A 22,979-nucleotide genomic window follows, 5' to 3' on the forward strand; every position below is an offset into this window, starting at 1 on the left:
CAGTGGCGGACACCAGCGACTTCAAGAACGGCCTCGTGCTGAAGATCGACAATCAGCTGCAGCAGATCGTCGAGTTCCAGCATGTGAAGCCGGGTAAGGGTCCCGCCTTCGTGCGCACCAAGCTGAAGAACGTGGTCTCGGGCAAGGTCGTCGACAAGACCTTCAACGCCGGCGTCAAGGTGGAGACCGCGACCGTCGACCGTCGCGACATGACGTACCTCTACCACGATGGTGAGGACTACATCTTCATGGACGGCGACACCTACGACCAGATCCACCTGAGCGAGGCGCTGCTGGGCCGCAACGCGGGCTTCCTGCTGGAGAACATGGCCGTCCAGATCGCCATGCACGAGGGTGAGGCGCTGTTCGTCGAGCTCCCCGTCGCCATCGACGTCATCGTCACCCACACCGAGCCGGGCCTGCAGGGCGACCGCTCCTCGGCCGGCACCAAGCCCGCCACCGTGGAGACCGGCGCCGAGGTGCAGGTGCCGCTGTTCATCAACCAGGGCGACAAGCTGCGCATCGACACCCGTGACGGCAGCTACATCAGCCGCGTCAACAACTGACGCGACGGATAATGTCTTCCGTGGCCGATCAATCGGACAAGAAGTCTTTCAAGAAGCTCGGCGCACGGCACAAGGCGCGTCGGCGTGCGGTGGATCTGCTGTTCGAGGCGGAGGCCCGCGACATCGACCCGGCCGACCTGCTCTCCGAGCGGGTCTCCCTGGCGGTGCGTGAGGAGTCCATCGCGCCGATCAACCCCTACACCCGAGTCCTGGTCGAAGGTGTCGCCGACGATCTGGACCGGGTGGACGGCACCATCGAGTCGTACCTGTCGCAGGACTGGACGCTGCCGCGGCTGCCCGCCGTGGACCGCGCCATCCTGCGGGTGGCGGTGTGGGAGTTGTTCCACGCCAACGACGTTCCACCGGTGGTGGCCGTGGACGAGGCGGTGGAGCTGGCCAAGGAGCTGTCCACCGACGATTCCCCGTCGTTCATCAATGGCGTGCTCGGCCAGGTGGTCCAGGTGGCTCCGCAGGTGCGGGCCGCCGCCGCGGCCACCCGCTCGACCGTCGCCGACGACGACAAGTAGTTCGAAGGAGAGGCGCAGGGTGCGCAAATATCTGGTCATGGCCATGCGCACCCCGCGCTTCGACGACTCCGTCGTCGTTCCGCACAAGGAATGGCTGGCGCAGGTCCGCGACCGCGGCCAGCTGGTCGAGACCGGAAAATTCACCGACGGCACCGGCGGCGCCTACGTCATCACCGCCGAGAGCCTGACCGCCGCACGGGAATTGATCCACACCGACCCGATCCACACCACTGGCGCGTCGGAGCTCACCGTCCACGAGTGGGAAATCACCGGCTGACCTCGCGTCGCCGCACGCCCGGGTGCTAGCCCCGCCGCCCGGTCAGGTGGGTCGCGGATCCACTTTCACTCCGATCGATCCAGTTCCGCGAGCCGGTGCGCGATGCCCGCGCGGCCGCTGAGTCCGAGTTTGCGCAGGATGCGTCCCAGGTGGTCCTCCACGGTGCGCGGGCTCAGGAAGAGCTGCTCGGCGATCTCCTTGTTGGTGAGCCCGCGCGCCGCCAGCTCGGCGACCTCGCGTTCGCGTCCGCTCAAGGTGGTCGCACCGCTCACGCTGCGATGGCCGGCCAGTTTGCGCTGCGCGGTGGTGGCGGCGGCGAGTAACTCGTGTGCTCCGGCGGCCACGAATTCCTCACGCGCGGTGGCGATCCGCGCGGTCGCCGCGGCGAAATCGCCCTGTTTGCCGTCGATTTCGGCGGCGACCAGCATGGCCTGGGCGCGGAACACGGGCATGCCCGCCTGCCCGTAATAGGCGATGGCCGCCTCGGCGGCGTGTGCGGCGGCGTCGAGTTCGCCTCGGGCGCAGAGATATCCGGCGCGCGCCCGCGCGGCGGCGGCCCGCTGCCCGGGCAGGTCGAGCCGCTCGGCGACCTGGTCGGCCCGCGTCACGAGCGTTCCGGCCGCCTCCTGATCGCCGCGGGCCAGGCAGGCGAGCGCGCCGACCGCGAGCTCCGCGGCCCGCATCGGATGGTCGCGCGCCGGCGAGTCCGCGGAATCCGGCGGCCCGCCCGCACCGGCGATCGGCTCGCCGGCCCCGGTCGGATGTTGCAGGCGGGCAGCGATTTCGGCGAGCGCGGCGTCGACGGTGGCGCGCCACCAGCGCATGGCGGGGCGGGGGAGGGCGTCGAGGGCGCGCCACCAGCTCAGCACCTCGGCCGGCGGCGCGGTGTCCTGGAGAATACGGAGTTTGGCCGCGCCCGCCAGCGGCGCGATGCCCGGATATCCGTACAGCCGAGCGGTTTCCAGCGCGTCTTCGGCGGCGGCGAGCGCATCGTCGTAACGGCCGAGCTTGGCCAGCGAGTAGGCGTGGACCGTGTGCAACTCCGGCAGCATGAAGCTGCGGCCGCGCCGCCGGCTCACCCCGATGGCGCGTTCGATATGGGCCAGCCCGGTGCGCTGATCGTCGAGGAAGTACGCCATCCAGCCCAGCGCCGCGACCGCGTGCACGACGTCGAGCAGCCGAGTGTCGGTGAGCCGCGCGAACTCTCGTTCCGCGGCTCGATAGTCCGCGCGCGCCGCGCTCAGGTCCAGCCCGTTGAGCTGCCCCATACTGCGCAATGTCCGAGCCGCCGCCCCGATCGCCGGATCCCGCACGGCCCCCGACGCGAACAACCCCCGGATCCGCATCTCCGCCTCCCGCTCGCGGTCATCCTGCGACTCCAGGACCGCCAGTTCCAGCTGTACGGACCCACTCTCACCCGGATCCAGCCGTCCGACCGCCCGCGCCAGCAACTGCCGTGCGCTGTCGATCCTGCCCAGAATCCGCTCACACCGCGCGTACAGCAATACCGCCTCGTTGCCTCCGGACCGTTCGCACCCGGCCGAGTCCGTCTGGACCGCGGCGGAGTCCAGCTCGCCTCCCGGCCCGGTACCCGCCGATCCGGCGGATGTCGCGTCCGCATTCGCGCCCACCCCCACCGTCGGCGCGGTCCGGTCCGAATGCTCGTGCGGGAGTAGAGGTTCGAGCACCTCCCGCGCCCGTTCGACGGAACCGGACAACAGCAGCGCCCGCCCCCACAACAGTCGGTGTGGGCGGGCGGGGTGGTCGGGGGCGAGACGGAGGGCTGTCTCGATCCAGCGGGCGCTGGTCGCGGGGGCGGTGGCGAGGGCTTGTTCGGCGGCGCGGATCAGTTCGGCGGCGGCCAATTCGTCGCGGCCGCCGAAGGCATGTTCGAGGTGGCGGGCGCGGGCGAGGAGTGGGGCGTCGACGGCGCGGAGGAAGCGGGCGGCGCGGGCGTGGGCGGCGGCTCGCCAGGCGGGGCCGGCGAGGCGGTAGGCGGCGGTGCGGATGAGGGGGTGGCGGAAGTCGATAGTGCCGGCGGTGACGGTGAGCCAGCCGCGGCGGGCGAGGTCGTCGACGGCGGCGTCGAGGTCGGTGCGGGTGACTTCGGCGGTGGTGCTGAGTAGTTCGGTGTCCGCGGTCGTGCCGCAGACGGCGGCGGACTGGGCGACGAGCTGTTCGCGGAGTGGCAGGTGCGCTAGTTCGGCTCGCAGGGTGCGATCCAATGCTCCGTGCCCGTGAGAGTGCGGGTTACCGGGCGTGCCGGGCTCATCGGGGCGCAGTGTCTCGTCGAGTTCCGCGGGTGTGAGTTCGGCGAGCACCTGGAGGTACAGCGGATTGCCCTGCGCCGCCGCGACGAGCCGGGCCCGGCGCGCGGGCGGTAGGTCGGGGAGCAGGGCGGTGGCCTCGTCGGCGGAGAGCGGCGGCACGGTCAAGTGCTTCACCTCGGCGCGCGGGGTGCGCAGGGCGGCGCCGAGTTCGGTGGGGAATTGTCCTGCTCGGAAGGCGAGGACCACGTTCGCGGCATCGGGGGACTGCCGGATCAGCAAGGCCAACACCTGGAGTGACGCCGTGTCCGCCCAGTGCGTGTCGTCGATGATCAGGACGGTGGGAGAGGGTGAGAGCCGGTTCCGCAGCCAGCGCGCCGATTCCCCGGTACCGGCGGTGGCGATCGTGTCATCGGAGATGCGGCCGTCATCGTCGGCGGCGTGGGTGTCGCCGTCGAGTTGGTCGGCGAGTTCGAGCAGGACGTGGCGTGGCGTCGACTGCTCGTACTCGGTGGCGGTGACGGTGATAGTACGCAATCCCGCGTCGCGGGCGCGCCGCGCGGATTCGGCCAGGAGCCTGGACTTTCCGATGCCGGCCGGGCCTTCGACGAGGTACACGCGGCGGCGGGCGGGCGCGTGGTAGGTCGCGTCCAGCACGGCGAGTTCGTGAACGCGGCCGACGAATGGCTCGATCACGCACTCCTTTCCGAGCGAACGGCCCCCCGCCGGAGCCTAGCGCGATGTCGGCGTCGTCCGAATTCCGGGCCGATCCCGTGGTTCCACGGATGCTCGCCGATCGCGGACCGGGTTTGGTTGTCGGGGTTCGAATTGATGACCGGTGAGAGAGGTTCGTGGCAACGATGCAGGTGAGTTCGGCGGGAATGCGGCGCTGGTGGCGGCTGATTCCGGTGGCCGTGGCGGTTTTCGCGCTGGCGCTGGCGGGTTGCTCGGCGGTGCAGAAGGGTGCGGACAGCCTCAAGGACGCGGGGAAGTCCGATACCGGACGTTCGAAGGTCGGCGATTGCATCAACGTTATCGAGGGGTCGATGATCAATTCCAAGACCGAGCCGGTGGACTGCGCCTCCCCGAAGGCGGTGTACAAGGTGGCCAAGCACTCCAGCGCCAAGGCCGAGTGTGCCGCCGACTACACCTCCTACGAGGAGACGCTCAACGGCGCCTCGATGGCCTACCTGTGTCTGGCGCCGAATTTCCAGCCGGGCGCCTGCTATCACGAGAGCATGATGACCGGCTATCAGTACGCCGAATGCGGTTCGACCAACGCGAGTTTCCGGGTGCTGAGCCGGTTCGACGGCCAATCGGACGAGAACCTCTGCGATTCCGAGGCCGACAAGGTCATCACACTGACCGAACAACCGATGACGTTCTGCTTGAAGGACCTCTGAGCGTCACGGGACCTCTGAGCGCCGCTCAGCCCGCGCGCAGGATGATCGTGCCCTTGGCGGCGCGATCCTCGAGCACGCGGTGGGCGTGTGCGGCTTGGTGCAACGGCAGCACGCGGTCGATCAGCGGGGTGAGCGACCCCGTCGCGGCCCGATGCAGGGCGGTCCCGGTCGCGGCCGCGACCCCGGCCAGCCAGGCCGGGCCGGAGCACCCGGTGAGCGTCAGGCCGCGCATGATCAGATCCATGGCGCCGACCTGCGCGGGCGCGCCGGACAGGAACCCGTAGCTGAGCATGCGCCCCTGCAGCGGGGTCATCAGATCCAGCAGCTCGAGCGCGGATTCGCCGCCGACGGAGTCGAAGACCACGTCCAGCGTCGCGCCGCCGAGCAGGTCGGCCAGCTGCCGGGTCCATCCGGGGGTGTGGTGGTCGACGACGAGGTCGGCACCGAATTCGCGTGCCCGCGCGGCCTTCTCGGGCCCGCCCGCGGTGGCGATGACGCGGGCCGCGCCGTACTCCTTGGCCAGCTGGGTGAGGTAGGCCCCGACGCCGGTCGCCGCCGCCTCGACGAGGATCGTCTCGGTGCCGGTGAGCCGCGCGGTCTCGAGCAGGGGAATGGCGACCGATCCGCTCATGGCGACGGCCGCGGCGGCGTCGGTGCTCAGTCCGTCCGGGATCGGGGTGGCGGCCTGGGCGGGGACGCAGACCTGTTCGGCGTAGGTGCCGAAACTGTTGCTGCTCACCACCACTCGCTGCCCGACGAGCGAGGCGTCCACGCCCGCGCCGACTTCGGTGACGACGCCCGCGGCCTGGGTGCCGAACACGAGGGGGAACTGCACCGGCAGCGGAAACGCGCCGGACCGCAGCATGGTCTCGGGGAACAGCACGGGAATCGCCTCGGTCCGCAGCAGGATCTCCCCGGCCTGTGGGCGGGGTGCGGGAACCTCTCCGGCCACCAGGACGTCGGGCCCGCCGGTGCCGGTCAATAGGATTGCTTGCATTGAGAACCTCATAAGTTGACTGACGGTCAAGATATGTCTGCGAAGATATTGACTGTCGGTCAAGTTGTCAATGGAAGTGGTGATATGAACCCGCCCAAGGAACGCGCCGACGCGGCCCGCAACCGCCAGGCAATCCTGGCGGCGGCCCGCACGCTGTTCGCCGAGGAAGGCGCGGAGGCGGCGACCATGGACCGCATCGCCGCCGCGGCCGGCGTGGCCAAGGGCACGCTGTTCCACCGGTTCGGCAATCGCGCGGGCCTGCTGTACGAGCTCGTCGCGGAAGGCGCGGTCGGCTTGATGGAGGCGGTGACCAGCGGTCCGCCGCCGCTGGGCCCGGGCGCGCCCGCGGGGGAGCGCCTGCTCGCCTACTTCGACGCCATGACCCGGCTGATCGCCGACGACCTCGAACTGAACGTCGCCTACCAGGCGCTCCCGCCGCATCCGCGCCGCGACGAATTCCACGCCTTCTGGGCGAACCACATCAGCACCCTGCTGCGCGAGATCCGCCCCGATCTCGACGCCGAGGTGGTCGGCGGTCTGCTGCTCGCGCCGCTCGGCGGCGAACTGGTGCCCCACCTGGTCCGTTCGGGCCAGCGGGACCGCCTCCTCGATGGTGTCCGGCAGCTGGTCCGATCGGTGATCGATCAGCCCGCGGCGTCGTAGCTTTCGCGGGCCGCGAGCACGTCCTCGATGTGGGTCTCGGCCCAGTCCTTGATGGCCCGCATGACCGGCAGCAAACTCTGCCCGAGTGCCGTGAGCCGATAGTCGACCCGCACCGGAACCGACGGCGTGACGGTGCGGGTCACCAGCCCGTCACGTTCCATGCCGCGCAGGGTCTGGGTGAGCATCTTCTGGCTGACGCCGGCCACGATGCGATTGAGATCGCTGTAGCGGCGGGGACCGTCGGCGAGCGCGTTGAGCAGCAGGCTGACCCACTTGTCGCTGATCCGGTCGAGCAGGTGCCGGGTGGGACATTCCTGGATGTAGGCGTCGTAGTCGCGCCGGGCCTCGGTGCGCCGTTGGGCGGCGGTCTTGGTCGCCATGACTCTCCCTGACGTTCGGTACGCACTCCGAGGTGCGTACTTCCCGATGGAGAGTAACACTCCCTAGGTTCGGCGTCGGGGTGGGAAACCGTACAGCAGAGGAGTTTTCACATGCGCGCCGTCATCGTTCGATCGTTCGGAGGATCCGAGGTTCTGGAGGTGGCCGAGGTGCCGCTGCCCGCGCCCGGCCCCGGGCAGGTGCGGATCCGCGTCACCGCGGCAGCCGTGCAGCCGGCCGACCTGCACACCCGCTCGGGCGGATTGGCCCAGGCGGGGCTGATGTTGCCGCGCGAGGTGATCGGCCTGGGCTGGGACGTCGCCGGGACCATCGACGACATCGGTTCCGGTGTCACGGAATTCGCGATCGGTGACACGGTGTTCGGCCTGTCCGATCGGCTCGATGTGGCCCTGGGCACGCACGCCGACCAGGTGATCCTGGAGGCGGCCGCCGTCGCTCTCGCACCGCGCACGGTCTCGGCGATCGAGGCGGCGACCGTCCCGCTGAACGCCCTCACCGCCGCGCAATCCCTGGACCTGCTCGGTCTGCCAACCGGCGCGACGGTCCTGATCACCGGCGCGGCCGGAGCCGTGGGCGGCTACGCGGTGGAACTGGCGGTGGCCCACGGCCTTCGGGTGGTAGCGACGGCGGGGTCCGCCGACGCGGACGCGGTACGCAAGCTGGGCGCGGAGTTCTTCGTCCCGCGCGGCGAACGCCTCGGTGACGCGGTGCGCGCCCTGGTCCCCGGTGGCGTCGACGGCGCCCTCGACGCGGCGGTACTGGGCGTCGAAGCCCTCGACGCCGTGCGTTCGTCCGGCGCGTTCACGGCCTTGGTGGGCGGTGCCGAACCGGCGGCCCTGCGCGGAATCCGCGTGGCCAACACCTGGATTCGAGCCGACGGCCGCCGCCTGGCCGAGCTGGCCGCACTGGTCGACGCGGGCCGCCTGACCCCGCGAGTCGCCGAGACCTTCCCGCTCGACCGTGTCGCCGACGCCCACGACCTCCTGGCCGCGGGACGACTGCGCGGCCGCCCGGTCCTGATCCCCTGACGCTCGCCGCGCCCACGGCGTTCAGGCGAAGGACCACACCGCGGCCGGGCGGCCGGTGGCTTTCACACGGACGCGTTCGCCGGTGCGGGACAGCCCGGGCAGCGCGGCGAGGGTCCGGTTCAAGTTGCCCGGGTCGGGTTTGGCGCCGTGCAGGGCGGTGGTGAGGCCGACCGCGCGGGTGGCGGTGAACTGGTCGCCGGTGAGGGCGCGGGTGAATGTCAGGTCCTTCCACAGCATGTCGGCCAGCCGTTCCCGGGCGGCGGCGACGATCTGGTTGTGGTCGAACGCCAGCGGCGGGACCGCGTCGAAAGGCACCCAGGTCGCGGTGTCGGATTCGTGCGCGCCGACGACCGCCCACATGGCGATGGACAGGGTCGGTCCGCGTGGGTCGCGGTGGGGTTCGTCGAAGGTGGCGACCTGTCCGACGGCGAGGATGGCGCCCTCGGGCACCCCGAGTTTGGTGTGCACCGCGCGGTGGGCGGCATCGGCGAGGCGTTCGCCGAGGCCGAGCAGCACGCCCGGCAGCGCGAGTTCCCCGGCGAACGGTTCCCAGCGCCGCGCGGCGATGCCGAGCGTGGCGGTGGGGTCGTCGGGCCCGTAGCGCAGGGCGATCACGTCGATGGATACCGCGGATTGTTGCTCCACAAATGGACAATCATGCCTGAGCGGTGATCCGGACCGTGCGATCGGCTCGATCCGGGCCGTGGGCGGTGAGCACCACCGGCGCGCCGAGTTCGGCCTCCAGGTAGCCGGGGACGTCGCCGGGCAGGTCGGCCAGGGCCGGAGTGGCGGCGCTGAGCAGGTCGCTGAGCCCCTGCTGGTGGTCCAGGTCCTGCCAGACCCCGCAGTCGAGCCGGTCGACGCACCCGTCCGCGGTGAGATATCCGGTGGCGGTGCGGATGTCGCCGACCGCGTCGAGGTGGTTGACGGCCAGTCCGTGGATCCCGCCGCAGGCGTCGATCGCGTAGCGCAGCAGCAGCGGATCGAGGTGCCCGCGCCGGAACGCGCCCTGGTAGACGCCGGTTCCATTGTGCGGCTCGGGAATCGAGAGCGCGGGGTCCTCGGTCGGGAACGGCCCGGTCCCGTGCCGGGTCATGTAGGCCCGGGTCACGCCGAGCACGTAGCCCGGAGTCCCGATGCGCGCCAGCATGTCCCGCGCATTGCGGGGTTCCACGGTCGACCAGGTCGTGTACGGGTGGGTCCCGCGCCATTCGTCGAGCAGCACGCCCTGCGCCCCCTCGAACACCAGCCGCCCGCTGCGCGCGAACCCCGCGAGCTGTTCGCCGGGCAGGACGGCCACCGCGTCGGCGAAGGCGGTGTACGCCGCGACCAGATCGTCGATCGGGTCGTAGCGGTGCCGTCCCCCGGCGAGCAGCGGCGCGTAGTGCTCCTCGAGTGCGATCAGCTTGCGCCGCAGCACATCCGGTCGCGCGCAGTCGGCGACCCGCGGCGCGTCGTGGTCGAGGGCGTAGCTCGCGGTCTCCCCGATGCCGATGCCGCACGAACCGTGCCGGGCGGTACCCCTCGTATCCTCCCGGCAGCGGTTGGCGGCCCCGTGGATCGGCGTGGTGAGCAGGGCGCGTTCGTCGACGTAGAGCAGGGACAGCGGATCGGCGACCCCCAGCGCGGCGAGTTCGCGGGCCTCGGCCGCCAGGGCCAGCGGCTCGACGAGCATGTGCCGCGACAGCAGGGTCGGCACCCCGGACAGGGTGCCGGACCCGAACTGCCGGAAGGTGTGGTGGCGGCCGTCGGCGACCACATTGTGGGCGGCCTGCGCCCCGCCGTTGAACCGCACCACCGCGGCCACGTCGAGCCCGGCCCGCGGTGAGCACAGCCAGTCGACGGTGGCCCCTTTCCCGGCGTCACCGAAGCCGAGGTCCACCACGATGAGGTGACGGTCGCCGAACATGAGCTGTCCCTTTCTCTTTCGTGATCAGAGATCGACGTCGTCGGTCCCGGTGGCGGCGGGCAGCGCGCCCACGCTGCGGCCCCGGCGGGCCCCGCCCAGCGGCGCGAGCGCCTTGCCGACCGCATCGGCCTCACTGGTCGACCCGATATCGCGCAGGTCGGCCAGCCCGGCCCCCAGATCGACGCGGTCCTCGCCGATCCCGATGGTCAGCGCGATGAGCTCGCACACCGCGGCCGGATCCTCGAGCCGCAGGAACCGCTCGCCCAGCAGCCCCTGCCAGTGCTCGGCGATCTCCGGATCCCGGTAGTAGCTGGACTGATTGGGCAGGATGTAGTGCACGTTCCACCGGTCGGCCAGCTCCCGGTAGACGGAGTCGACCGCGATGTCGCTGCGCACGTCGTCGCCGATGACGGCCTGGATGTGCCGTGCGGGCAGCCGCTTCTTGTTCAGCTCGTCGCCGACGATGAACAGGTAGCCCTTGCGTCCGCGCTTCTCCCACGCGTCGGTGACGGTGTGGCGGGCGATGAAATACGCGGCCAGCTCGTAGCTTTCGGACTTCTGCCCACCGCCGCCGCCTTCGAGGAGGATCAGCCGCAGCTGCTCGTCCATGCGGTTGTCGGATTCGAACTGCCCGACCTGCAGCGGCACCCGGTCGCTGTCGGCGTCGCCGATGGCCCCGAACAGGATCTGCGGATCGTCGGCATAGCCCTTGCGCTGCAACAGTCCGTGCAGTTTGGCCAGCTTCTCCTGCATGACCCGCGGCACCCGGCCCATGGACCCGGTGACGTCGAACAGCACCGCGATGGGCAGCGAGTTGCCGTGGTCGTCGGAGTCGCGCGATTCGCGCATGCCCACGCCGAACGGATCCAGGGTGGGGTGCGCCTTCCACTGCTCCCACGGCGTGGACCGCATGTCGGCGGTGTAGCCGAAGTCGTCGAGTCCCTCGGCCGCGCGGAAGGTCCGCGCCGCGTCGTAGGCGCTGTCGTCCCAGCTTCCGTAACCCATTGCTATCACTTACCTTTCGTGAGCTCGAAGGGCCGGAAGCGGCGCTTCCCGTAGAGCCGGTCGAGCAGATCGTCGAATTCGCCGAGCAGGTCCGCGGCGTCGGGCCGCAGTCCGGGATCGGCTTGCAGGCACCCGGTGGCGTACGCGCGCATCGGGGCGGGTGCGCGGTCGCCGAGCATGGTGAGCATGAGGCGATGCGCGAGGTGGACGTCGGTGGCGGGGGAGACCGCGTCGCGGATCTCGGGCGGATAGTCCAGCGACTTCAGCGTGGCCGCCGCGGGATTGCCCGGCCGGGTCGCGAATGACCAGCCCACCAGCACGATTCCGTGCAGTCGCGGATGCACCAGCACATTGGCGGGACTGATCGCGGTGTGCACCCAGCCCGCCAGCTGCGCCCCGGCGAGGCAGCGCAGCAGCCGCCGGTGCATCCACGCGTAGTCGCGCGGGTCGAGCCCGTCCGGATAGGCGGCGCGGACCTCCTCCATCGTCACGAACCCGTCGGTCAGGCCGGCCAGCACATTGACCGTGCGCTGTTCGCCGGTACCCGAGTCGAGATGGTCGACGGTGTCGACGAGTTCGGGGAAGTACGGTCGCAGCCATTCGTGTTCGGCGGCCACGGTCGCGATGTCGCGCAAGGCGTTTCGCTCACCGGCCAGCAACCGGTTGGCGGCCGCGCGGCGCGGGATCTTCACCACCCGATCCGAGCCGGAGCGGTACACGTCGGCGATGGATCCGGCCGCGTGCAGCGCCCCGACGGGATGCCGCCCGCGCGCCCCGGTCACCTCGAAGGCGGCTTGGTCCAGGTCCAGCCACCGCTGGTACAGCTCCGACAGCCGGGCGAAGGCTGCGCCCGCGGCCGCCGTGTCGACGGCCTCGACCCGGTCGGGGTGGACCAGTGCGGCCAGCCGGTGGTATCGCCGTCGTGCCGCCTGTCTGCTCGTGGAATCCGTTGCGGCGGAACCGAAGAGGTCTTCGGGCCGCCGAGCCGCCCGGATGGTCTCCGCGGTCTCTCGCGCTGTCGTCATGGTTTTAGGCTAGATGACTAAAACGTGGAGCGCCAGCGATTCCGTCAACTTTTTGTAGATTCGACAAAAACGCTGGTGGTCGCGGGTTTGCTGCTTCGAAACTCGTGCTGCGGCAGGGGGACTCGGTCCGAGTCAGCGGAAAGTGGCCATGCGATTTGTTCACTTTCCCCACATCGGATGGCCGCAGAGCATTCGTCGTTCCGGCGCATGGCGGTTCTTAATATTGCGCGGCCCTGGCGGTGCTGCCGGGGCCCGCTCGAGTCCTTCAGGAGGATCTGTGTTCAGGAAGCGCATCGCTGCCGCCGTCATGTCGGCCGCCGCGTTCATCGGTATGGCGACGTCCGCCGTCGTCAATTCGTCGGAAGCCGCTGCGGCGGGCAGCGTTCCGGTGTTCGACCACATCGTGCTGGTGATGTTCGAGAACCATTCGTACTCGCAGATCAACGGCAGCTCCAGCGCGCCGTACTTCAACAGCCTGGCCGGGCAGGGCGCGAAATTCACCCAGTCCTACGGCGTCACCCACCCGAGCGAGCCCAACTACCTCGCCATGTTCTCCGGCTCCACCCAGGGCGTCACCGACGACAGCTGCCCGCACACCTACAGTGGCAACAACATCGCCAACCAGCTGCTCACCGCCGGCAAGAGCTACAAGAGCTACTCCGAGGCCATGCCGTCGGACGGCTACACCGGTTGCTCGAGCGGCACCTACCGTCGCAAGCACAACGCGGTCCCGAACTTCAGCAACGTGCCGGCCAGCGCGAACACGCGGTTCAGCACCTTCCCGACCGACTTCTCCACCCTGCCGACGGTCTCCTACGTCGCCCCCGACATGTGCAACGACATGCACGACTGCTCGATCGGCACCGGTGACACGTGGCTGAAGAACAAGATGGACGCCTACGCGCAGTGGGCCAAGACCCACAACAGCCTGCTCATCGTCACCTTCGACGAGGACAACGGCGGTTCGTCCAACCACATCTTCACCACCTTCGTGGGCGCGCACACCCAGGTCGGCAGCTTCTCCAACCAGATCAACCACTACAACGTGCTCAGCACCATCGAGAGCGCCTACGGCCTGACCCACCTGAACCCCGCGGCGGAGATCACCAACGTGTGGAACTGACCGTTCACCGGGCAACCGGGCCGATCGGCAGCTGAAATGACCCCGCTCGCGGACCCGACGATGTGTCCCGAGCGGCTTCCCCGCGACCCCTGAGGTAGTACTCCCATGTACATGTCCACGATCGACCGCCCGCATTCCGGGGGCGACGACGCGACACCGTCGCGCCGCAAGGCGTTCTTCCTGTTGAGCGGCAATGTGTTCGCGCTCGGCGCCGTCAGCCTGGTCACCGACATCTCCTCGGAGATGATGACCGCCGTGCTGCCGGTGTACCTGGTCGTCGGACTGCATCTGAGCCCCGCCGCGTACGGCGTCGTCGACGGCACCTACACCGGCGCGACCGCGTTGCTGCGACTGGTCGGCGGCTACGTCGCCGACCTCACCCGCCGCCGCAAGTTCGTCGCCGGCCTGGGCTACGGCCTGTCGGCGGTCGCGAAACTCGGCATGCTGGCCGCGGGCAGCGCCGTCGGCGCGATCGGCGCGGTCATCGCCGTCGACCGCACCGGCAAGGGCCTGCGCACCGCCCCCCGCGATGCCCTGATCACGCTGTCCACCCCGCCGCGGCTCTACGGCCGCGCGTTCGGCGTGCACCGGATGATGGACACCATCGGCGCGTTCGCCGGACCCCTGGTCGCGATCGGCATCCTCGCCGCCACCGCGCAGGCCTACGACGCGGTCTTCGTCGCCAGCTTCTGCATCGCCGCGTTCGGCGTCCTGATCCTGGTGCTGTTCGTCCGCGACTACCGCGACGAGCAACCCGCCGAGGGCGCGGTGTCGCCGCGCGCGCTGGGCGGGCTGATCCGGCTCGCCCCGGTGCGTCGGCTGGTGGCCGCGGCCTGCCTGGCCGGACTGGTGACCATCGGTGACGGCTTCGTCTACCTGCTGCTGCAGCAGCGGGAACACTTGAGCGTCAGCTGGTTTCCGCTACTGGCGGTCGGTACCAACCTGTCGTATCTGGTGCTGGCCACCCCGCTGGGCATGCTCGCCGACAGGATCGGCCGCCTGACCGTGGTGCTCGGCGGCTACACCGCGCTGGTGCTGATGTACCTGCTGCTGTTCGGGCCGTTCGGCGGGACCGCGCTGCTGGTGGTGGTGCTGGCGCTCTACGGCCTGTTCTACGCCGCGACCGACGGCGTGCTGATGGCGCTGGCCGGTCCGGTGCTGCCGAAAGCCTTGCGCACCACCGGGATCGCGCTGATCCAGACCGGGCAGGCGCTGTCGTACCTGGTGTCGTCGGTGCTGTTCGGACTGGCCTGGAGCTGGTGGGGACCAGAGAACGCGAGCCGCGTCGCCGCGGGCCTGGTGGCGGTCGCCGTGGTCGTGATCGCCGTGCTGCTGCGCGGCGTCCAGGCCGCCGGGACCGCCGAGGACGTCACCGAGACCGCGGAGGCGCACGCGTGAACCGGCGCATGGTGCTGGCCCTGCTCGGGGCGGTCGTCCTGGCCGCGGTCGCCGTCGGCTACGGCGTCGTCACCGGGACGCGCGCGCAGCCCGCCACCGCCTACGAGGCGCTGAACATCGCGCCCGGGCCCCGAATCTTGTTCCGCAGCACCGCGGCCGAGAGCAAGGGCCATGTGGCGATGGTGTCCGCCGCCGATCCGGGCGCGGCGCGCTCGGTGTCGAAACTCGAATGCCTGCGGGTCGCCGCGGCGGCCGGGACCGCGATCTGCCTGCGGCCCGACGGCCCGCTGGCCACCTTCCAGGCCGCCATCCTGGACACCGATCTGACCGTGACGCGGGAGATCCCGCTGGTCGGCGTGCCCAATCGCACCCGGCTGTCGGGCGACGGCCGGATGGCGGCCTGGACGGTGTTCGTGGCGGGCGACTCCTACAACAACGGCCGCTTCTCCACCCGCGCCGGACTGGTCGACCTGACGACCGGCGCCATGATCGATTCTCTGGAGTTCCTGTCGGTCGTGGTCGACGGCCGCCCCTACACCGCCGCCGATCTCAACTTCTGGGGCATCACCTTCGCCGCGGACGACAACACCTTCTACGCCACCATGTCCACCGACGGCCGCCGCTACCTCGTGCGGGGCGATATGGCGGCGAAGACCGTCCGCACCATCGCGCAGGACGTGGAATGCCCGTCGCTGTCGGCGGACGGCAAGCGGATCGCGTTCAAGTCGGCGATCGACGGCGACCCCGCGAAGGGCTGGCGGCTCTCGGTGCTGGACCCGGCCTCGGGCGTGCGCACCCCGCTGGCCGAAACCCGCAGCGTGGACGACCAGGCGGCGTGGCTGGACCCGAATACCATCGGCTACGCGATCTCGCGCGGCGGTGACGACGCCGATATCTGGGCGGTCCCGGCCGACGGTTCGGGCAGTCCACGGCTGCTCGTTCCGCACGCCGAATCCCCGGCGGCCCTGGGCTGAACGGCCGGCCGCCCCGCGGGAACCGATATCGACATATTCGGCCAATCCGGTCGTCAGAATGTCACTGGAGCTCTACCGGTCACCACCGGGGCCGCCGTTAGGGTGAGAGAAATCCTGTCGTCCACTCTCACCAAGGAGATCATGATGGCTACCGCCGACTCGGCGACCGACGGTGCCGCGCGCCTGGAGACCCTGAGGGCGGGCGCGGCCACCGCGGCCCAGGCCTGGGAGCTGTTCGACACCCTGCCGGCGGTGGCCGTCGACGAGATCACCACCGGCCGCTGGCGTGGCGCGGAAGTGGGCACCGGCCATCCGTGGGACGGCATGCTGGTCGAAACAGGCTGGTACGGAAAGCAGTTCGACAATGCCGACAGCGTCCAGCCGCTGCTGTTCCGGGCGCCCGACGGCGAGATCTTCCCGGTCGACCCGCGCCGGGTGCCGCTGTTCCTGGCGGGCAAGGTGTCGGTGACGGCCCTGTCCCCGGTGCGCCGCTCCCTCGGCGTGCTGCGGCCGATGCTGCGGACGGCGACCCCGAAGGCCCGGCTGCGGAATCTCGAGTTCCGCGGAAAGTCCAGCGCCGCAATGATCTACGACCACCTGCCGATCATCGACGTCTTCCGCCGCGTCGACGCGGACACCCTGCTCGGTGTCATGGACATGCGCGGACTCGACGAACCGTACTTCTTCGTCCTGTACCGCGACCGCTAGCCGCGGCGGAGCGGCTGTGCTCGAGCCGGACTCGCCCTACCATCGACGGTGACGGCGTCTTCGGTTCGGGAGGTCCCGATGGAACGCACGACCTGTCTCATCGCCGGTGGGGGACCGGCGGGCATGTTCCTGGGGCTGATGCTGGCCCGGGCGGGCGTCGAGGTCACCGTGCTGGAGAAACACGGCGATTTCCTGCGCGACTTCCGTGGCGACACCGTGCACCCCACCACCCTGGACCTGATCGACGCCCTCGGCCTGCGCGAGGATTTCGCGAAACTGCCGCAGCGGCGACTCACCTCGATCCAGACCCCGATCGGCGGGCGGATGGTGCCGCTGGGGCGCCTGGACCACATCCCGGGCAGGCACAAGTACATCGCCATGGTGCCGCAGTGGGATCTCCTCGACCTGCTCGCCCGCGTCGGCGACAACGAACCGACCTTCCGGTTGCGCATGCGGACCGAGGCCGTCGACCTGCTGCGCACCGGCGGAACGGTGACCGGCGTCCGCTACCGCACCGCGGACGGCGCGACCGGCGAGATCCACGCCGACCTCACCGTGGCCGCCGACGGCCGCGGCTCGGTGCTGCGCGCGGCCGCCGGTCTCGGCGTGCGCCGGTGGGCGACGCCGTTCGACACCTGGTGGTTCCGGATCCCGCGCCATGACACCGATCCCGCCGGCCTGATCCCGGTGGTCAGCGCCGACCGGGTGGCCGTCCTGGTCGATCGCGGCGAGTACTGGCAGAGCGCGACCCTCATCGCGAAAGGCAGTGACGCCCACCTGCGGGCCGAGAAGCCGGTCGGCGAGATCATGCGCGGCCTCACCGAAGTCGTGCCGTGGCTGGCCGACCGCGCCGACGCCGTCCGCGACTGGGACGAGGTGAAACTCCTCGACGTCAAACTCGATCGGCTCGACCGCTGGTACACCGACGGCCTGCTCTGTCTCGGCGACGCCGCCCACGCCATGTCGCCGGTCGGCGGGGTCGGCATCAACCTGGCGGTCCAGGACGCCGTGGCCGCCGCCCGCATCCTCGCCCCGAAACTGCTGTCGCACACCGTCACCACCGCCGACCTGGCCCACGTGCAACGCCGCCGCCTGCTGCCGACCGCCGTCGTCCAGGGCATGCAGCGCCTGGCCCACGCCCGCGTCGTGCGGCCCGCGGTGACGGGCCGGTTGACTGTCGCCGACCTCCCGCGAACACCCTTGCCGCTGCGGATCTTCCGCCATATCCCGGTCCTGCGCAGCCTCCCGGTCTTCCTGGTGGCCCGCGGCGTCGTCCCCGAACCGGTCCCGGACTTCGCCCGCCGCGCGTGATCCGTCAGCCCGACATGGCCGTCTCCGCGATAGCCGACAGCCGGGCGAACTGATCCTCCGACAGCGACACCGACCCGGCGCCCACATTCTCCTCGAGATGCGCGACCGAGGTGGTGCCCGGGATCGGCAGCACCGTGCGGGAGCGGTGCAGCAGCCAGGCGATCGATACCTGCGCGGTCGCGGCCCCGACCTCGGCGAGGACACCGCCCGCCGCGGCCTGCGCGCCCCCGGCGACCGGGGTCGTGGGGCATTCATTCCCGCGCGGCGTCCGGACCCTCGTCACCGGACGCCGCGTGGGCGGAACTGAATGCTGATGCGCGGCCCCACCGGCCGCCGCGTCTTGGGCACCGCGTGCTCCCAGGTGCGTTGACAGGACCCGCCCATCACGATGAGATCCCCGTGCCCGAGCGCGTAGCGCACACTGGCCCCGCCGCCGCGCGGGCGCAGCAGCAGCGACCGCGCCGCACCCACCGACACGATCGCCACCATGGTGTCGTCGGTGGCCCCGCGCCCGATGGTGTCCCCGTGCCAGGCGACGCTGTCGTCCCCGTCGCGGTAGTAGCACAGGCCCGCCGTGGTGAACGGTTCACCGAGTTCCCGGAAGTAGTACGCGCTCAGCGTGTTTCGCGCCTCGGTGAGGATGGGGTCGGGTAGTTCGCGCGCTTCGTCGTAGAACGACAGCAGCCGAGGCACGTCCACCATCCGGTCGTACATGGCCCGCCGATCCGCCCGCCACGGCACCCCGCTCACCAGCCGCTCGAACACCTCGTCCGCCCCGCTCAACCACCCCGGCAGCACATCCACCCACGCCCCGTCCCCGAGCTCGGTGCGCCGAACCCCCGTCAGCGCACCGAGCCCGACCTCCCCGAACCCGTCGAGGAGAGATCCCTGCCATGGCATCGACATGCGCACGAAGTTACCACAACCTCGAACAGGCGTTCGAGTGTCGCGGAACTTCGCGTGCCACGGCATCGATCAGGCGCGCACCTGATCGTGCTGCTCCACGAATCCGAGGAAGCGCGGGATCACCTGGTCCGGATTGGTCCAGAGGAGATCGTGGCCGATGCCCGGATAGGACTCGACCTCAACGGTCGGGATGAACTCGTGTGCCCGGGCGGTGCCGTGCACCGGGTCGCTGACGACGGTGTCGGCGCCGAAGAGAATCAGGCTCGGCGCGGTGATGGCGGTCAGTTGTTCGTCGGTGAACGGCCGGTCCCACGGCACACCCGATCGGAACTTCAATATCGCCATGGCTACGGCCATTTCTCTGTCGTCGAGCTCGTATCCGGGCATCAGCCACTTGTTCAGCTTCCGCAGGCCTTCCGGGGTCTGGCGCAGGCCCGCCTTCAGGAATTTGAACAGCAGTCCCCAACTCGGCTTTGCGAAGGTTGCTCCGCTGGGCTCGAACATGGTGAGACTGGCGAGGCGATCGGAGTGGTAGACCGCGACCACGCCCGCGAGCCAAGCGCCGTAGGAATTTCCGGCGATATGCACGCGATCCTCACCGAGACCGTCGAGCACCGCGACCATCCAGTTCGCGATGTCCTCCGCGTCGCGCAGCGGCGCGGTCTGTTCGCATCGACCGGCCCAGCCCATGACGTCCGGCGTGTACACCACGTGGTCCCGTGACAGATCTTCGATGAACCGGTGCCACACCATGCCGTTGCCCCCGATGCCGGGCAGCAGCACGATCGGTGCTCCCTCGCCGCTGCCGGATTTGCGCACTCGTGTTGTGCCGAAAGGGGTTTCGACATCGATATCGGTCGCCGGGACCGCCCATCGCGCGGCCGCCTCGTCGTAGGCGTGCAGGAAGTCGCGCTTCGCCTGCGCGTTTCTGAATCGCCCGATCTTGGCCATGTGTGCCTCCCCGTTCATCATCGTTGATGATATGACCGTACCATAAAAATGGTATGGGCGTACCATCAAAACCTTCACCCCTCAGGACGTCACGAAAGAGCTGGTCAGATGCCGCGTTTGGTCGACCACGAGCAGCGGCGGCGGGAAATCACCTCCGCCGCAAGGACTGTCATTGCCACCGGTGGGCTGGATGCCGCCACCTTCCAGGCGGTGGCGGCCGAGGCCGGGATCTCGGTGCGCCTGATCCAGTACTACTTCGGCACCAAGCGGGACCTCATGCTCGCGACGCACACCGCGGTGGTGGCGGACTTCGGGCTGCGGTTCACCGCGCAATTCGTGGCGCTCGGGCCCGAGGCCGCGCCGCGCGAGATCATCCGGACCTTCGCGGAGGGCCTGCTGCCACTCGATGACCAGCGGCAGCAGGACAATCTGGTGTTCGCGGCCTTCCATGCGGCGAATCTGACCGGGAACACTGTCAGCTCGGAGGAGATGATGGGGCCCCCGCGCTATCTGATCACCACGATCACCGAGCAGCTGGTTCGCGAGCGGGGCGATGAATCCGGCTCGCATACGGCGGAATTGGATGCCGAACTTATCGTCGGGGGGATTACCGGCATCACCCAGGGCGTGCTCGCGGGCGGATGCACCCGGGAGCGGGCGGTCGAATTGATCGACCGCCTGCTCGACCGGGTGCTGCCTTAGCTCGGGGTCTCAGCGCCCCGGGGTCTCGATGTGTGCGCGGACGAAATCGACGACGGCGTCGGTGAATTCGTCATTGGCGTCGCTGGCCGCGGTGTGGGCGGCGGTGCCGATCTCGGTGTACTCGGCCTGCGGGGTGAGGGCGCGGAACGCCGCGACGCCCTCCTCGCTGACCACGTCGGACAGCGCGCCGCGCACCAGCAGCACCGGAATCGACAACTGCCGGGCAGCGTTCTCCAGGGCCTCGGTGTGTACGTCGATCTCCTCGCCGCGCCCGTCGCGCGGGCCGCCCATCATGGCCGGATCCCAGTGCCAGTACCAGCGGCCGTCGGCGCGCTGGCGCAGATTGCGTTGCAGCCCTTCGGGATTGCGCGGGCGGCGGCGGTGGGGGAGGTAGGCGGCGACGGCGTCGGCGGCCTCCTCGAGGCTGGCGAAGCCCTCGGGATTGCTGGACAGGAAGTTGATGACGCGCTCGACGCCCTTGCGTTCGGGGCGGGGCACCACGTCGACGAGGACCAGGCCGGTGATGCGCTCGCGCTGCGGATGGGTGGTGGCCATCAGTCCGGTCAGACCGCCCATGGACGCGCCGACGATGAAGGCGGGCTCGCCGAGCTGCTCGAGCACGGTCATCAGGTCCTCGACCATGGCCTCGCGGCGGTAGTTGCCGTCGGGATCCCAGTCGCTGTCGCCGTGCCCGCGCGCGTCCAGGAGCACCGCGTGCATACCGGCTTTCGCCAGCGCTAGTCCGGAATCCTTCCAGGACCCGCGGGTCTGCCCGCCGCCGTGCAGGAATACCACCAGTGGGCCGTCCTGGGGTCCCCAGCTGTCTCCGGCGATGGTGATGCCGCCGTACCCGCGGAAGTTGATCCGGGCGGGTTCGGTGAATTCAGCGTCATTGCTCACTCCCCGAGCATCGCACACGTCGATATACGGTGTATGACAACCGGCCGGTAGCTAAGACGGGGGAGCGATACGACGGCGTGAACCCGGCCACACTGGCCGGACGACCGTATTGCTGCGGACTTGCCGGTGACCCCGGCGAACCCGGGTACCAGCAGGTCGCGGCGGGTGCGGCGGCGGTGCGCCGACCGTGGACGCGCGGGGGGTGCGGGGTCGGAGGCGCATGCGCGCGCTGGTAGGGTCACTGCCCGAAAGACATCCTTTAACGGACCGTCCCGTGAGGCGGGGAAGGAGGTCGGCATGGCTGTGCCCGAAGACCGGGCGGCCAAGTCGAGCGCTGCCGAGTTCTCGCAGCGGCACGACCCGGACCGGGTCGAGACCGGACGCGAGCTGCTCTCCGATTCCGACGTCGGCCGGACCATCGCCCGCATGGCGCACCAGATCATCGAGAAGACCGCCCTGGACTCCGGTGATCCGCAGGTTGCCCGCGTGGTGCTGATCGGAATCCCCACCCGCGGAACCACTCTGGCCCATCGCCTGGCCGGCCGGATCGAGGAATTCTCCGGCGTCCGCCCCGCGATCGGCTCCCTCGACATCACCCTCTACCGCGACGACCTGCGCTCCAAGCCGCACCGTCCGCTCGAGCGCACCTCCGTGCCCGAGGGCGGCATCGAGGACGCCCTCGTCGTGCTCGTCGACGACGTGCTGTTCTCCGGCCGCACCGTGCGCTCGGCGCTCGACGGCCTGCGCGACCTGGGCCGCCCCCGCGCGGTGCAGCTCGCCGTGCTCATCGACCGCGGCCACCGCGAACTTCCCATCCGCGCCGACTACGTCGGCAAGAACGTGCCGACCGCGCGCACCGAGGACATCTCGGTGCTGCTGCGCGAGCACGACGGCCGCGACGGCGTGTATCTGCGCCAGGAGGGTGACGCCCAGTGAAGCACCTGCTCTCGGTCACCGACCTGGACCGCGAGACCGCCAACGGCCTGCTCGACGAGGCCGAGCGGTTCGAACAGGCGCTGCTGGGCCGCGAGGTCAAGAAGCTCCCGACGCTGCGCGGCCGCACCGTCATGACCGTGTTCTTCGAGAACTCCACCCGCACCCGGGTGTCCTTCGAGGTCGCGGGCAAGTGGATGAGCGCCGATGTCATCAATGTCAGCGCGTCGAGTTCCTCGGTCTCCAAGGGTGAGTCGCTGCGCGACACCGCCCTGACGCTGCACGCCGCCGGCGCGGACGCCCTCATCGTGCGCCACCCCGCCTCGGGCGCGGCGCACCAGATCGCGCGCTGGTTCGCCGAGATGGACGAGGCCGCCAGCGGTTACGTCGGTCCCGGCCCGGCCATCATCAATGCCGGTGACGGCACCCACGAGCACCCCACCCAGGCGCTGCTGGACGCGCTGACCCTGCGTCAGCGCCTCGGCGACCTGGAGGGCAAGCGCATCGTGCTGGTCGGCGACATCCTGCACAGCCGGGTCGCCCGCTCGAACGCCTTCCTGCTCAGCACCCTGGGCGCGGAGGTCGTGCTGGTCTCGCCGCGCACCCTGCTGCCGATCGGCGTGGAGGCCTGGCCCGTGCGGGTCTCGGACTCCCTCGACGCCGAACTGCCCGGCGCCGACGCGGTCATGATGCTGCGCGTGCAGGCCGAGCGCATGAACGGCGGCTTCTTCCCGTCGGCGCGCGAGTACTCGATCCGCTACGGCCTCAACGAGCGCCGCATGAAGATGCTCGACGACCACGCGGTGGTCCTGCACCCCGGCCCCATGCTGCGCGGCATGGAGATCGGCTTCTCCGTCGCCGATTCCCCGAAAGCGGCTGTGCTGCAACAGGTCAACAACGGAGTCCATATGCGCATGGCGGTGCTGTTCCGCCTGCTGGTCGGAACCGACGAGGTGGTCGCGTGATCGGGTCAGGCCCGGAGGCGGCCCGCGTAACCACGCAGGGCC

General features: G+C 70.1%; 25 protein-coding genes. 14 read left to right on the forward strand and 11 right to left on the reverse strand.

Annotated elements, in window-relative coordinates:
* The first annotated feature begins 2 nt into the window (after positions 1-2).
* From efp to ACFV4K_RS09615, 3 genes are read left to right on the forward strand one after another with little or no spacing between them, the layout of a single operon-like run.
* Entirely contained in the window at positions 3-566 is a 564-nt protein-coding gene (gene efp / locus ACFV4K_RS09605; protein WP_379273514.1) for an elongation factor P, read from the forward strand.
* Between the two features lie 20 nt (positions 567-586).
* Positions 587-1,093, forward strand: a complete 507-nt coding sequence (nusB, locus tag ACFV4K_RS09610) for a transcription antitermination factor NusB (RefSeq protein WP_357083402.1) — start codon at positions 587-589, stop codon at positions 1,091-1,093.
* 19 nt (positions 1,094-1,112) lie between these two features.
* Positions 1,113-1,370 (forward strand): YciI family protein, encoded by a 258-nt coding sequence (locus tag ACFV4K_RS09615; protein ID WP_379273516.1) that lies wholly within the window; start codon positions 1,113-1,115, stop codon positions 1,368-1,370.
* Between the two features lie 65 nt (positions 1,371-1,435).
* Here ACFV4K_RS09615 and ACFV4K_RS09620 read toward each other — a convergent pair whose 3' ends face one another.
* Positions 1,436-4,333, reverse strand: a complete 2,898-nt coding sequence (locus ACFV4K_RS09620) for an AAA family ATPase (protein WP_379273517.1) — start codon at positions 4,331-4,333, stop codon at positions 1,436-1,438.
* Positions 4,334-4,497: 164 nt separating this feature from the next.
* On the opposite strand from ACFV4K_RS09620, the gene ACFV4K_RS09625 reads away from it, so the two are divergent.
* A complete protein-coding gene (locus tag ACFV4K_RS09625) occupies positions 4,498-5,040 on the forward strand; it encodes a hypothetical protein (protein WP_379273566.1) in 543 nt (180 codons plus the stop codon).
* A gap of 25 nt (positions 5,041-5,065) precedes the next feature.
* On the opposite strand, the gene ACFV4K_RS09630 is transcribed toward ACFV4K_RS09625, so the two are convergent.
* Positions 5,066-6,037, reverse strand: a complete 972-nt coding sequence (locus tag ACFV4K_RS09630; protein WP_379273519.1) for a zinc-binding alcohol dehydrogenase family protein — start codon at positions 6,035-6,037, stop codon at positions 5,066-5,068.
* An 84-nt stretch (positions 6,038-6,121) separates the two neighbouring features.
* Here ACFV4K_RS09630 and ACFV4K_RS09635 point away from each other — a divergent pair, with 84 nt between their 5' ends.
* Positions 6,122-6,700, forward strand: coding sequence for a TetR/AcrR family transcriptional regulator (locus ACFV4K_RS09635; protein WP_379273521.1), 579 nt, complete (start codon positions 6,122-6,124; stop codon positions 6,698-6,700).
* Here ACFV4K_RS09635 and ACFV4K_RS09640 read toward each other — a convergent pair.
* Complete coding sequence (locus tag ACFV4K_RS09640; RefSeq protein ID WP_379273523.1) at positions 6,682-7,080, reverse strand: winged helix-turn-helix transcriptional regulator; 399 nt, start codon at positions 7,078-7,080, stop codon at positions 6,682-6,684. The two genes, ACFV4K_RS09635 and ACFV4K_RS09640, sit on opposite strands and share 19 nt — an antisense overlap.
* A gap of 111 nt (positions 7,081-7,191) precedes the next feature.
* Here ACFV4K_RS09640 and ACFV4K_RS09645 point away from each other — a divergent pair, with 111 nt between their 5' ends.
* The gene (locus ACFV4K_RS09645; protein ID WP_379273525.1) at positions 7,192-8,127 is read left to right on the forward strand and encodes an NADP-dependent oxidoreductase; all 936 of its coding nucleotides are present in this window, start codon (positions 7,192-7,194) and stop codon (positions 8,125-8,127) included.
* A 21-nt stretch (positions 8,128-8,148) separates the two neighbouring features.
* On the opposite strand, the gene ACFV4K_RS09650 is transcribed toward ACFV4K_RS09645, so the two are convergent.
* From ACFV4K_RS09650 to ACFV4K_RS09665, 4 genes are read right to left on the reverse strand one after another with little or no spacing between them, the layout of a single operon-like run.
* Positions 8,149-8,772 (reverse strand): NUDIX hydrolase, encoded by a 624-nt coding sequence (locus ACFV4K_RS09650; RefSeq protein WP_379273526.1) that lies wholly within the window; start codon positions 8,770-8,772, stop codon positions 8,149-8,151.
* A gap of 10 nt (positions 8,773-8,782) precedes the next feature.
* Complete coding sequence (locus ACFV4K_RS09655; RefSeq protein WP_379273528.1) at positions 8,783-10,036, reverse strand: adenylosuccinate synthetase; 1,254 nt, start codon at positions 10,034-10,036, stop codon at positions 8,783-8,785.
* 24 nt (positions 10,037-10,060) lie between these two features.
* Entirely contained in the window at positions 10,061-11,041 is a 981-nt protein-coding gene (locus ACFV4K_RS09660) for a hypothetical protein (RefSeq protein WP_379273529.1), read from the reverse strand.
* Positions 11,042-11,046: 5 nt separating this feature from the next.
* Positions 11,047-12,066: a hypothetical protein gene (locus ACFV4K_RS09665; RefSeq protein WP_379273531.1), complete on the reverse strand. Its 1,020-nt coding sequence runs from the start codon at positions 12,064-12,066 to the stop codon at positions 11,047-11,049.
* Positions 12,067-12,343: 277 nt separating this feature from the next.
* On the opposite strand from ACFV4K_RS09665, the gene ACFV4K_RS09670 reads away from it, so the two are divergent.
* The 5 genes from ACFV4K_RS09670 to ACFV4K_RS09690 all read left to right on the forward strand — a co-directional run bounded on the left by ACFV4K_RS09670 (position 12,344) and on the right by ACFV4K_RS09690 (position 17,580).
* Positions 12,344-13,189, forward strand: coding sequence for an alkaline phosphatase family protein (locus ACFV4K_RS09670; protein ID WP_379273533.1), 846 nt, complete (start codon positions 12,344-12,346; stop codon positions 13,187-13,189).
* A gap of 111 nt (positions 13,190-13,300) precedes the next feature.
* Entirely contained in the window at positions 13,301-14,587 is a 1,287-nt protein-coding gene (locus ACFV4K_RS09675; RefSeq protein ID WP_379273535.1) for an MFS transporter, read from the forward strand.
* Positions 14,584-15,561, forward strand: coding sequence for a TolB family protein (locus tag ACFV4K_RS09680; RefSeq protein ID WP_379273536.1), 978 nt, complete (start codon positions 14,584-14,586; stop codon positions 15,559-15,561). The genes ACFV4K_RS09675 and ACFV4K_RS09680 overlap by 4 nt, the downstream gene beginning before the upstream one ends.
* Positions 15,562-15,705: 144 nt before the next feature.
* Positions 15,706-16,269 carry a DUF4334 domain-containing protein gene (locus ACFV4K_RS09685; protein ID WP_379273538.1) on the forward strand — a complete coding sequence of 188 codons (564 nt, stop codon included), beginning with the start codon at positions 15,706-15,708 and terminating at the stop codon, positions 16,267-16,269.
* 78 nt (positions 16,270-16,347) lie between these two features.
* The gene (locus tag ACFV4K_RS09690; RefSeq protein ID WP_379273540.1) at positions 16,348-17,580 is read left to right on the forward strand and encodes an FAD-dependent oxidoreductase; all 1,233 of its coding nucleotides are present in this window, start codon (positions 16,348-16,350) and stop codon (positions 17,578-17,580) included.
* A gap of 4 nt (positions 17,581-17,584) precedes the next feature.
* Here ACFV4K_RS09690 and ACFV4K_RS09695 read toward each other — a convergent pair whose 3' ends face one another.
* The 3 genes from ACFV4K_RS09695 to ACFV4K_RS09705 all read right to left on the reverse strand — a co-directional run bounded on the left by ACFV4K_RS09695 (position 17,585) and on the right by ACFV4K_RS09705 (position 19,515).
* Positions 17,585-17,863: an aldo/keto reductase gene (locus ACFV4K_RS09695; RefSeq protein WP_379273542.1), complete on the reverse strand. Its 279-nt coding sequence runs from the start codon at positions 17,861-17,863 to the stop codon at positions 17,585-17,587.
* Positions 17,860-18,486, reverse strand: a complete 627-nt coding sequence (locus ACFV4K_RS09700; protein ID WP_379273544.1) for an alpha-ketoglutarate-dependent dioxygenase AlkB — start codon at positions 18,484-18,486, stop codon at positions 17,860-17,862. The genes ACFV4K_RS09695 and ACFV4K_RS09700 overlap by 4 nt, the downstream gene beginning before the upstream one ends.
* Before the next feature lie 69 nt (positions 18,487-18,555).
* Positions 18,556-19,515 carry an alpha/beta fold hydrolase gene (locus tag ACFV4K_RS09705; RefSeq protein WP_379273546.1) on the reverse strand — a complete coding sequence of 320 codons (960 nt, stop codon included), beginning with the start codon at positions 19,513-19,515 and terminating at the stop codon, positions 18,556-18,558.
* A 30-nt stretch (positions 19,516-19,545) separates the two neighbouring features.
* On the opposite strand from ACFV4K_RS09705, the gene ACFV4K_RS09710 reads away from it, so the two are divergent.
* The gene (locus ACFV4K_RS09710; protein WP_379273548.1) at positions 19,546-20,139 is read left to right on the forward strand and encodes a TetR/AcrR family transcriptional regulator; all 594 of its coding nucleotides are present in this window, start codon (positions 19,546-19,548) and stop codon (positions 20,137-20,139) included.
* A gap of 9 nt (positions 20,140-20,148) precedes the next feature.
* On the opposite strand, the gene ACFV4K_RS09715 is transcribed toward ACFV4K_RS09710, so the two are convergent.
* Positions 20,149-21,039 carry an alpha/beta fold hydrolase gene (locus ACFV4K_RS09715; protein WP_379273549.1) on the reverse strand — a complete coding sequence of 297 codons (891 nt, stop codon included), beginning with the start codon at positions 21,037-21,039 and terminating at the stop codon, positions 20,149-20,151.
* Positions 21,040-21,336: 297 nt separating this feature from the next.
* Here ACFV4K_RS09715 and pyrR point away from each other — a divergent pair, with 297 nt between their 5' ends.
* Complete coding sequence (gene pyrR, locus ACFV4K_RS09720) at positions 21,337-21,975, forward strand: bifunctional pyr operon transcriptional regulator/uracil phosphoribosyltransferase PyrR (protein ID WP_357083329.1); 639 nt, start codon at positions 21,337-21,339, stop codon at positions 21,973-21,975.
* Positions 21,972-22,937 carry an aspartate carbamoyltransferase catalytic subunit gene (locus tag ACFV4K_RS09725; RefSeq protein ID WP_379273551.1) on the forward strand — a complete coding sequence of 322 codons (966 nt, stop codon included), beginning with the start codon at positions 21,972-21,974 and terminating at the stop codon, positions 22,935-22,937. Before pyrR ends, ACFV4K_RS09725 begins: the two co-directional genes overlap by 4 nt.
* The last annotated feature ends 42 nt before the right edge of the window (positions 22,938-22,979 follow it).

The sequence above is a fragment of the Nocardia sp. NPDC059764 genome (assembly GCF_042732555.1).
Lineage (GTDB): Bacteria > Actinomycetota > Actinomycetes > Mycobacteriales > Mycobacteriaceae > Nocardia.

Coding starts and splice junctions, on each gene's coding strand:
- ACFV4K_RS09665 (WP_379273531.1), bottom strand. CDS start 12,066: ATGACGACAGCGCGAGAGACCGCGGAGACCATCCGGGCGGCTCGGCGG.
- ACFV4K_RS09640 (WP_379273523.1), bottom strand. CDS start 7,080: ATGGCGACCAAGACCGCCGCCCAACGGCGCACCGAGGCCCGGCGCGAC.
- pyrR (WP_357083329.1), top strand. CDS start 21,337: ATGGCTGTGCCCGAAGACCGGGCGGCCAAGTCGAGCGCTGCCGAGTTC.
- ACFV4K_RS09700 (WP_379273544.1), bottom strand. CDS start 18,486: ATGTCGATGCCATGGCAGGGATCTCTCCTCGACGGGTTCGGGGAGGTC.
- ACFV4K_RS09625 (WP_379273566.1), top strand. CDS start 4,498: ATGCAGGTGAGTTCGGCGGGAATGCGGCGCTGGTGGCGGCTGATTCCG.
- ACFV4K_RS09660 (WP_379273529.1), bottom strand. CDS start 11,041: ATGGGTTACGGAAGCTGGGACGACAGCGCCTACGACGCGGCGCGGACC.
- ACFV4K_RS09645 (WP_379273525.1), top strand. CDS start 7,192: ATGCGCGCCGTCATCGTTCGATCGTTCGGAGGATCCGAGGTTCTGGAG.
- ACFV4K_RS09635 (WP_379273521.1), top strand. CDS start 6,122: ATGAACCCGCCCAAGGAACGCGCCGACGCGGCCCGCAACCGCCAGGCA.
- ACFV4K_RS09690 (WP_379273540.1), top strand. CDS start 16,348: ATGGAACGCACGACCTGTCTCATCGCCGGTGGGGGACCGGCGGGCATG.
- ACFV4K_RS09655 (WP_379273528.1), bottom strand. CDS start 10,036: ATGTTCGGCGACCGTCACCTCATCGTGGTGGACCTCGGCTTCGGTGAC.
- ACFV4K_RS09685 (WP_379273538.1), top strand. CDS start 15,706: ATGGCTACCGCCGACTCGGCGACCGACGGTGCCGCGCGCCTGGAGACC.
- ACFV4K_RS09675 (WP_379273535.1), top strand. CDS start 13,301: ATGTCCACGATCGACCGCCCGCATTCCGGGGGCGACGACGCGACACCG.
- ACFV4K_RS09710 (WP_379273548.1), top strand. CDS start 19,546: ATGCCGCGTTTGGTCGACCACGAGCAGCGGCGGCGGGAAATCACCTCC.
- ACFV4K_RS09630 (WP_379273519.1), bottom strand. CDS start 6,037: ATGCAAGCAATCCTATTGACCGGCACCGGCGGGCCCGACGTCCTGGTG.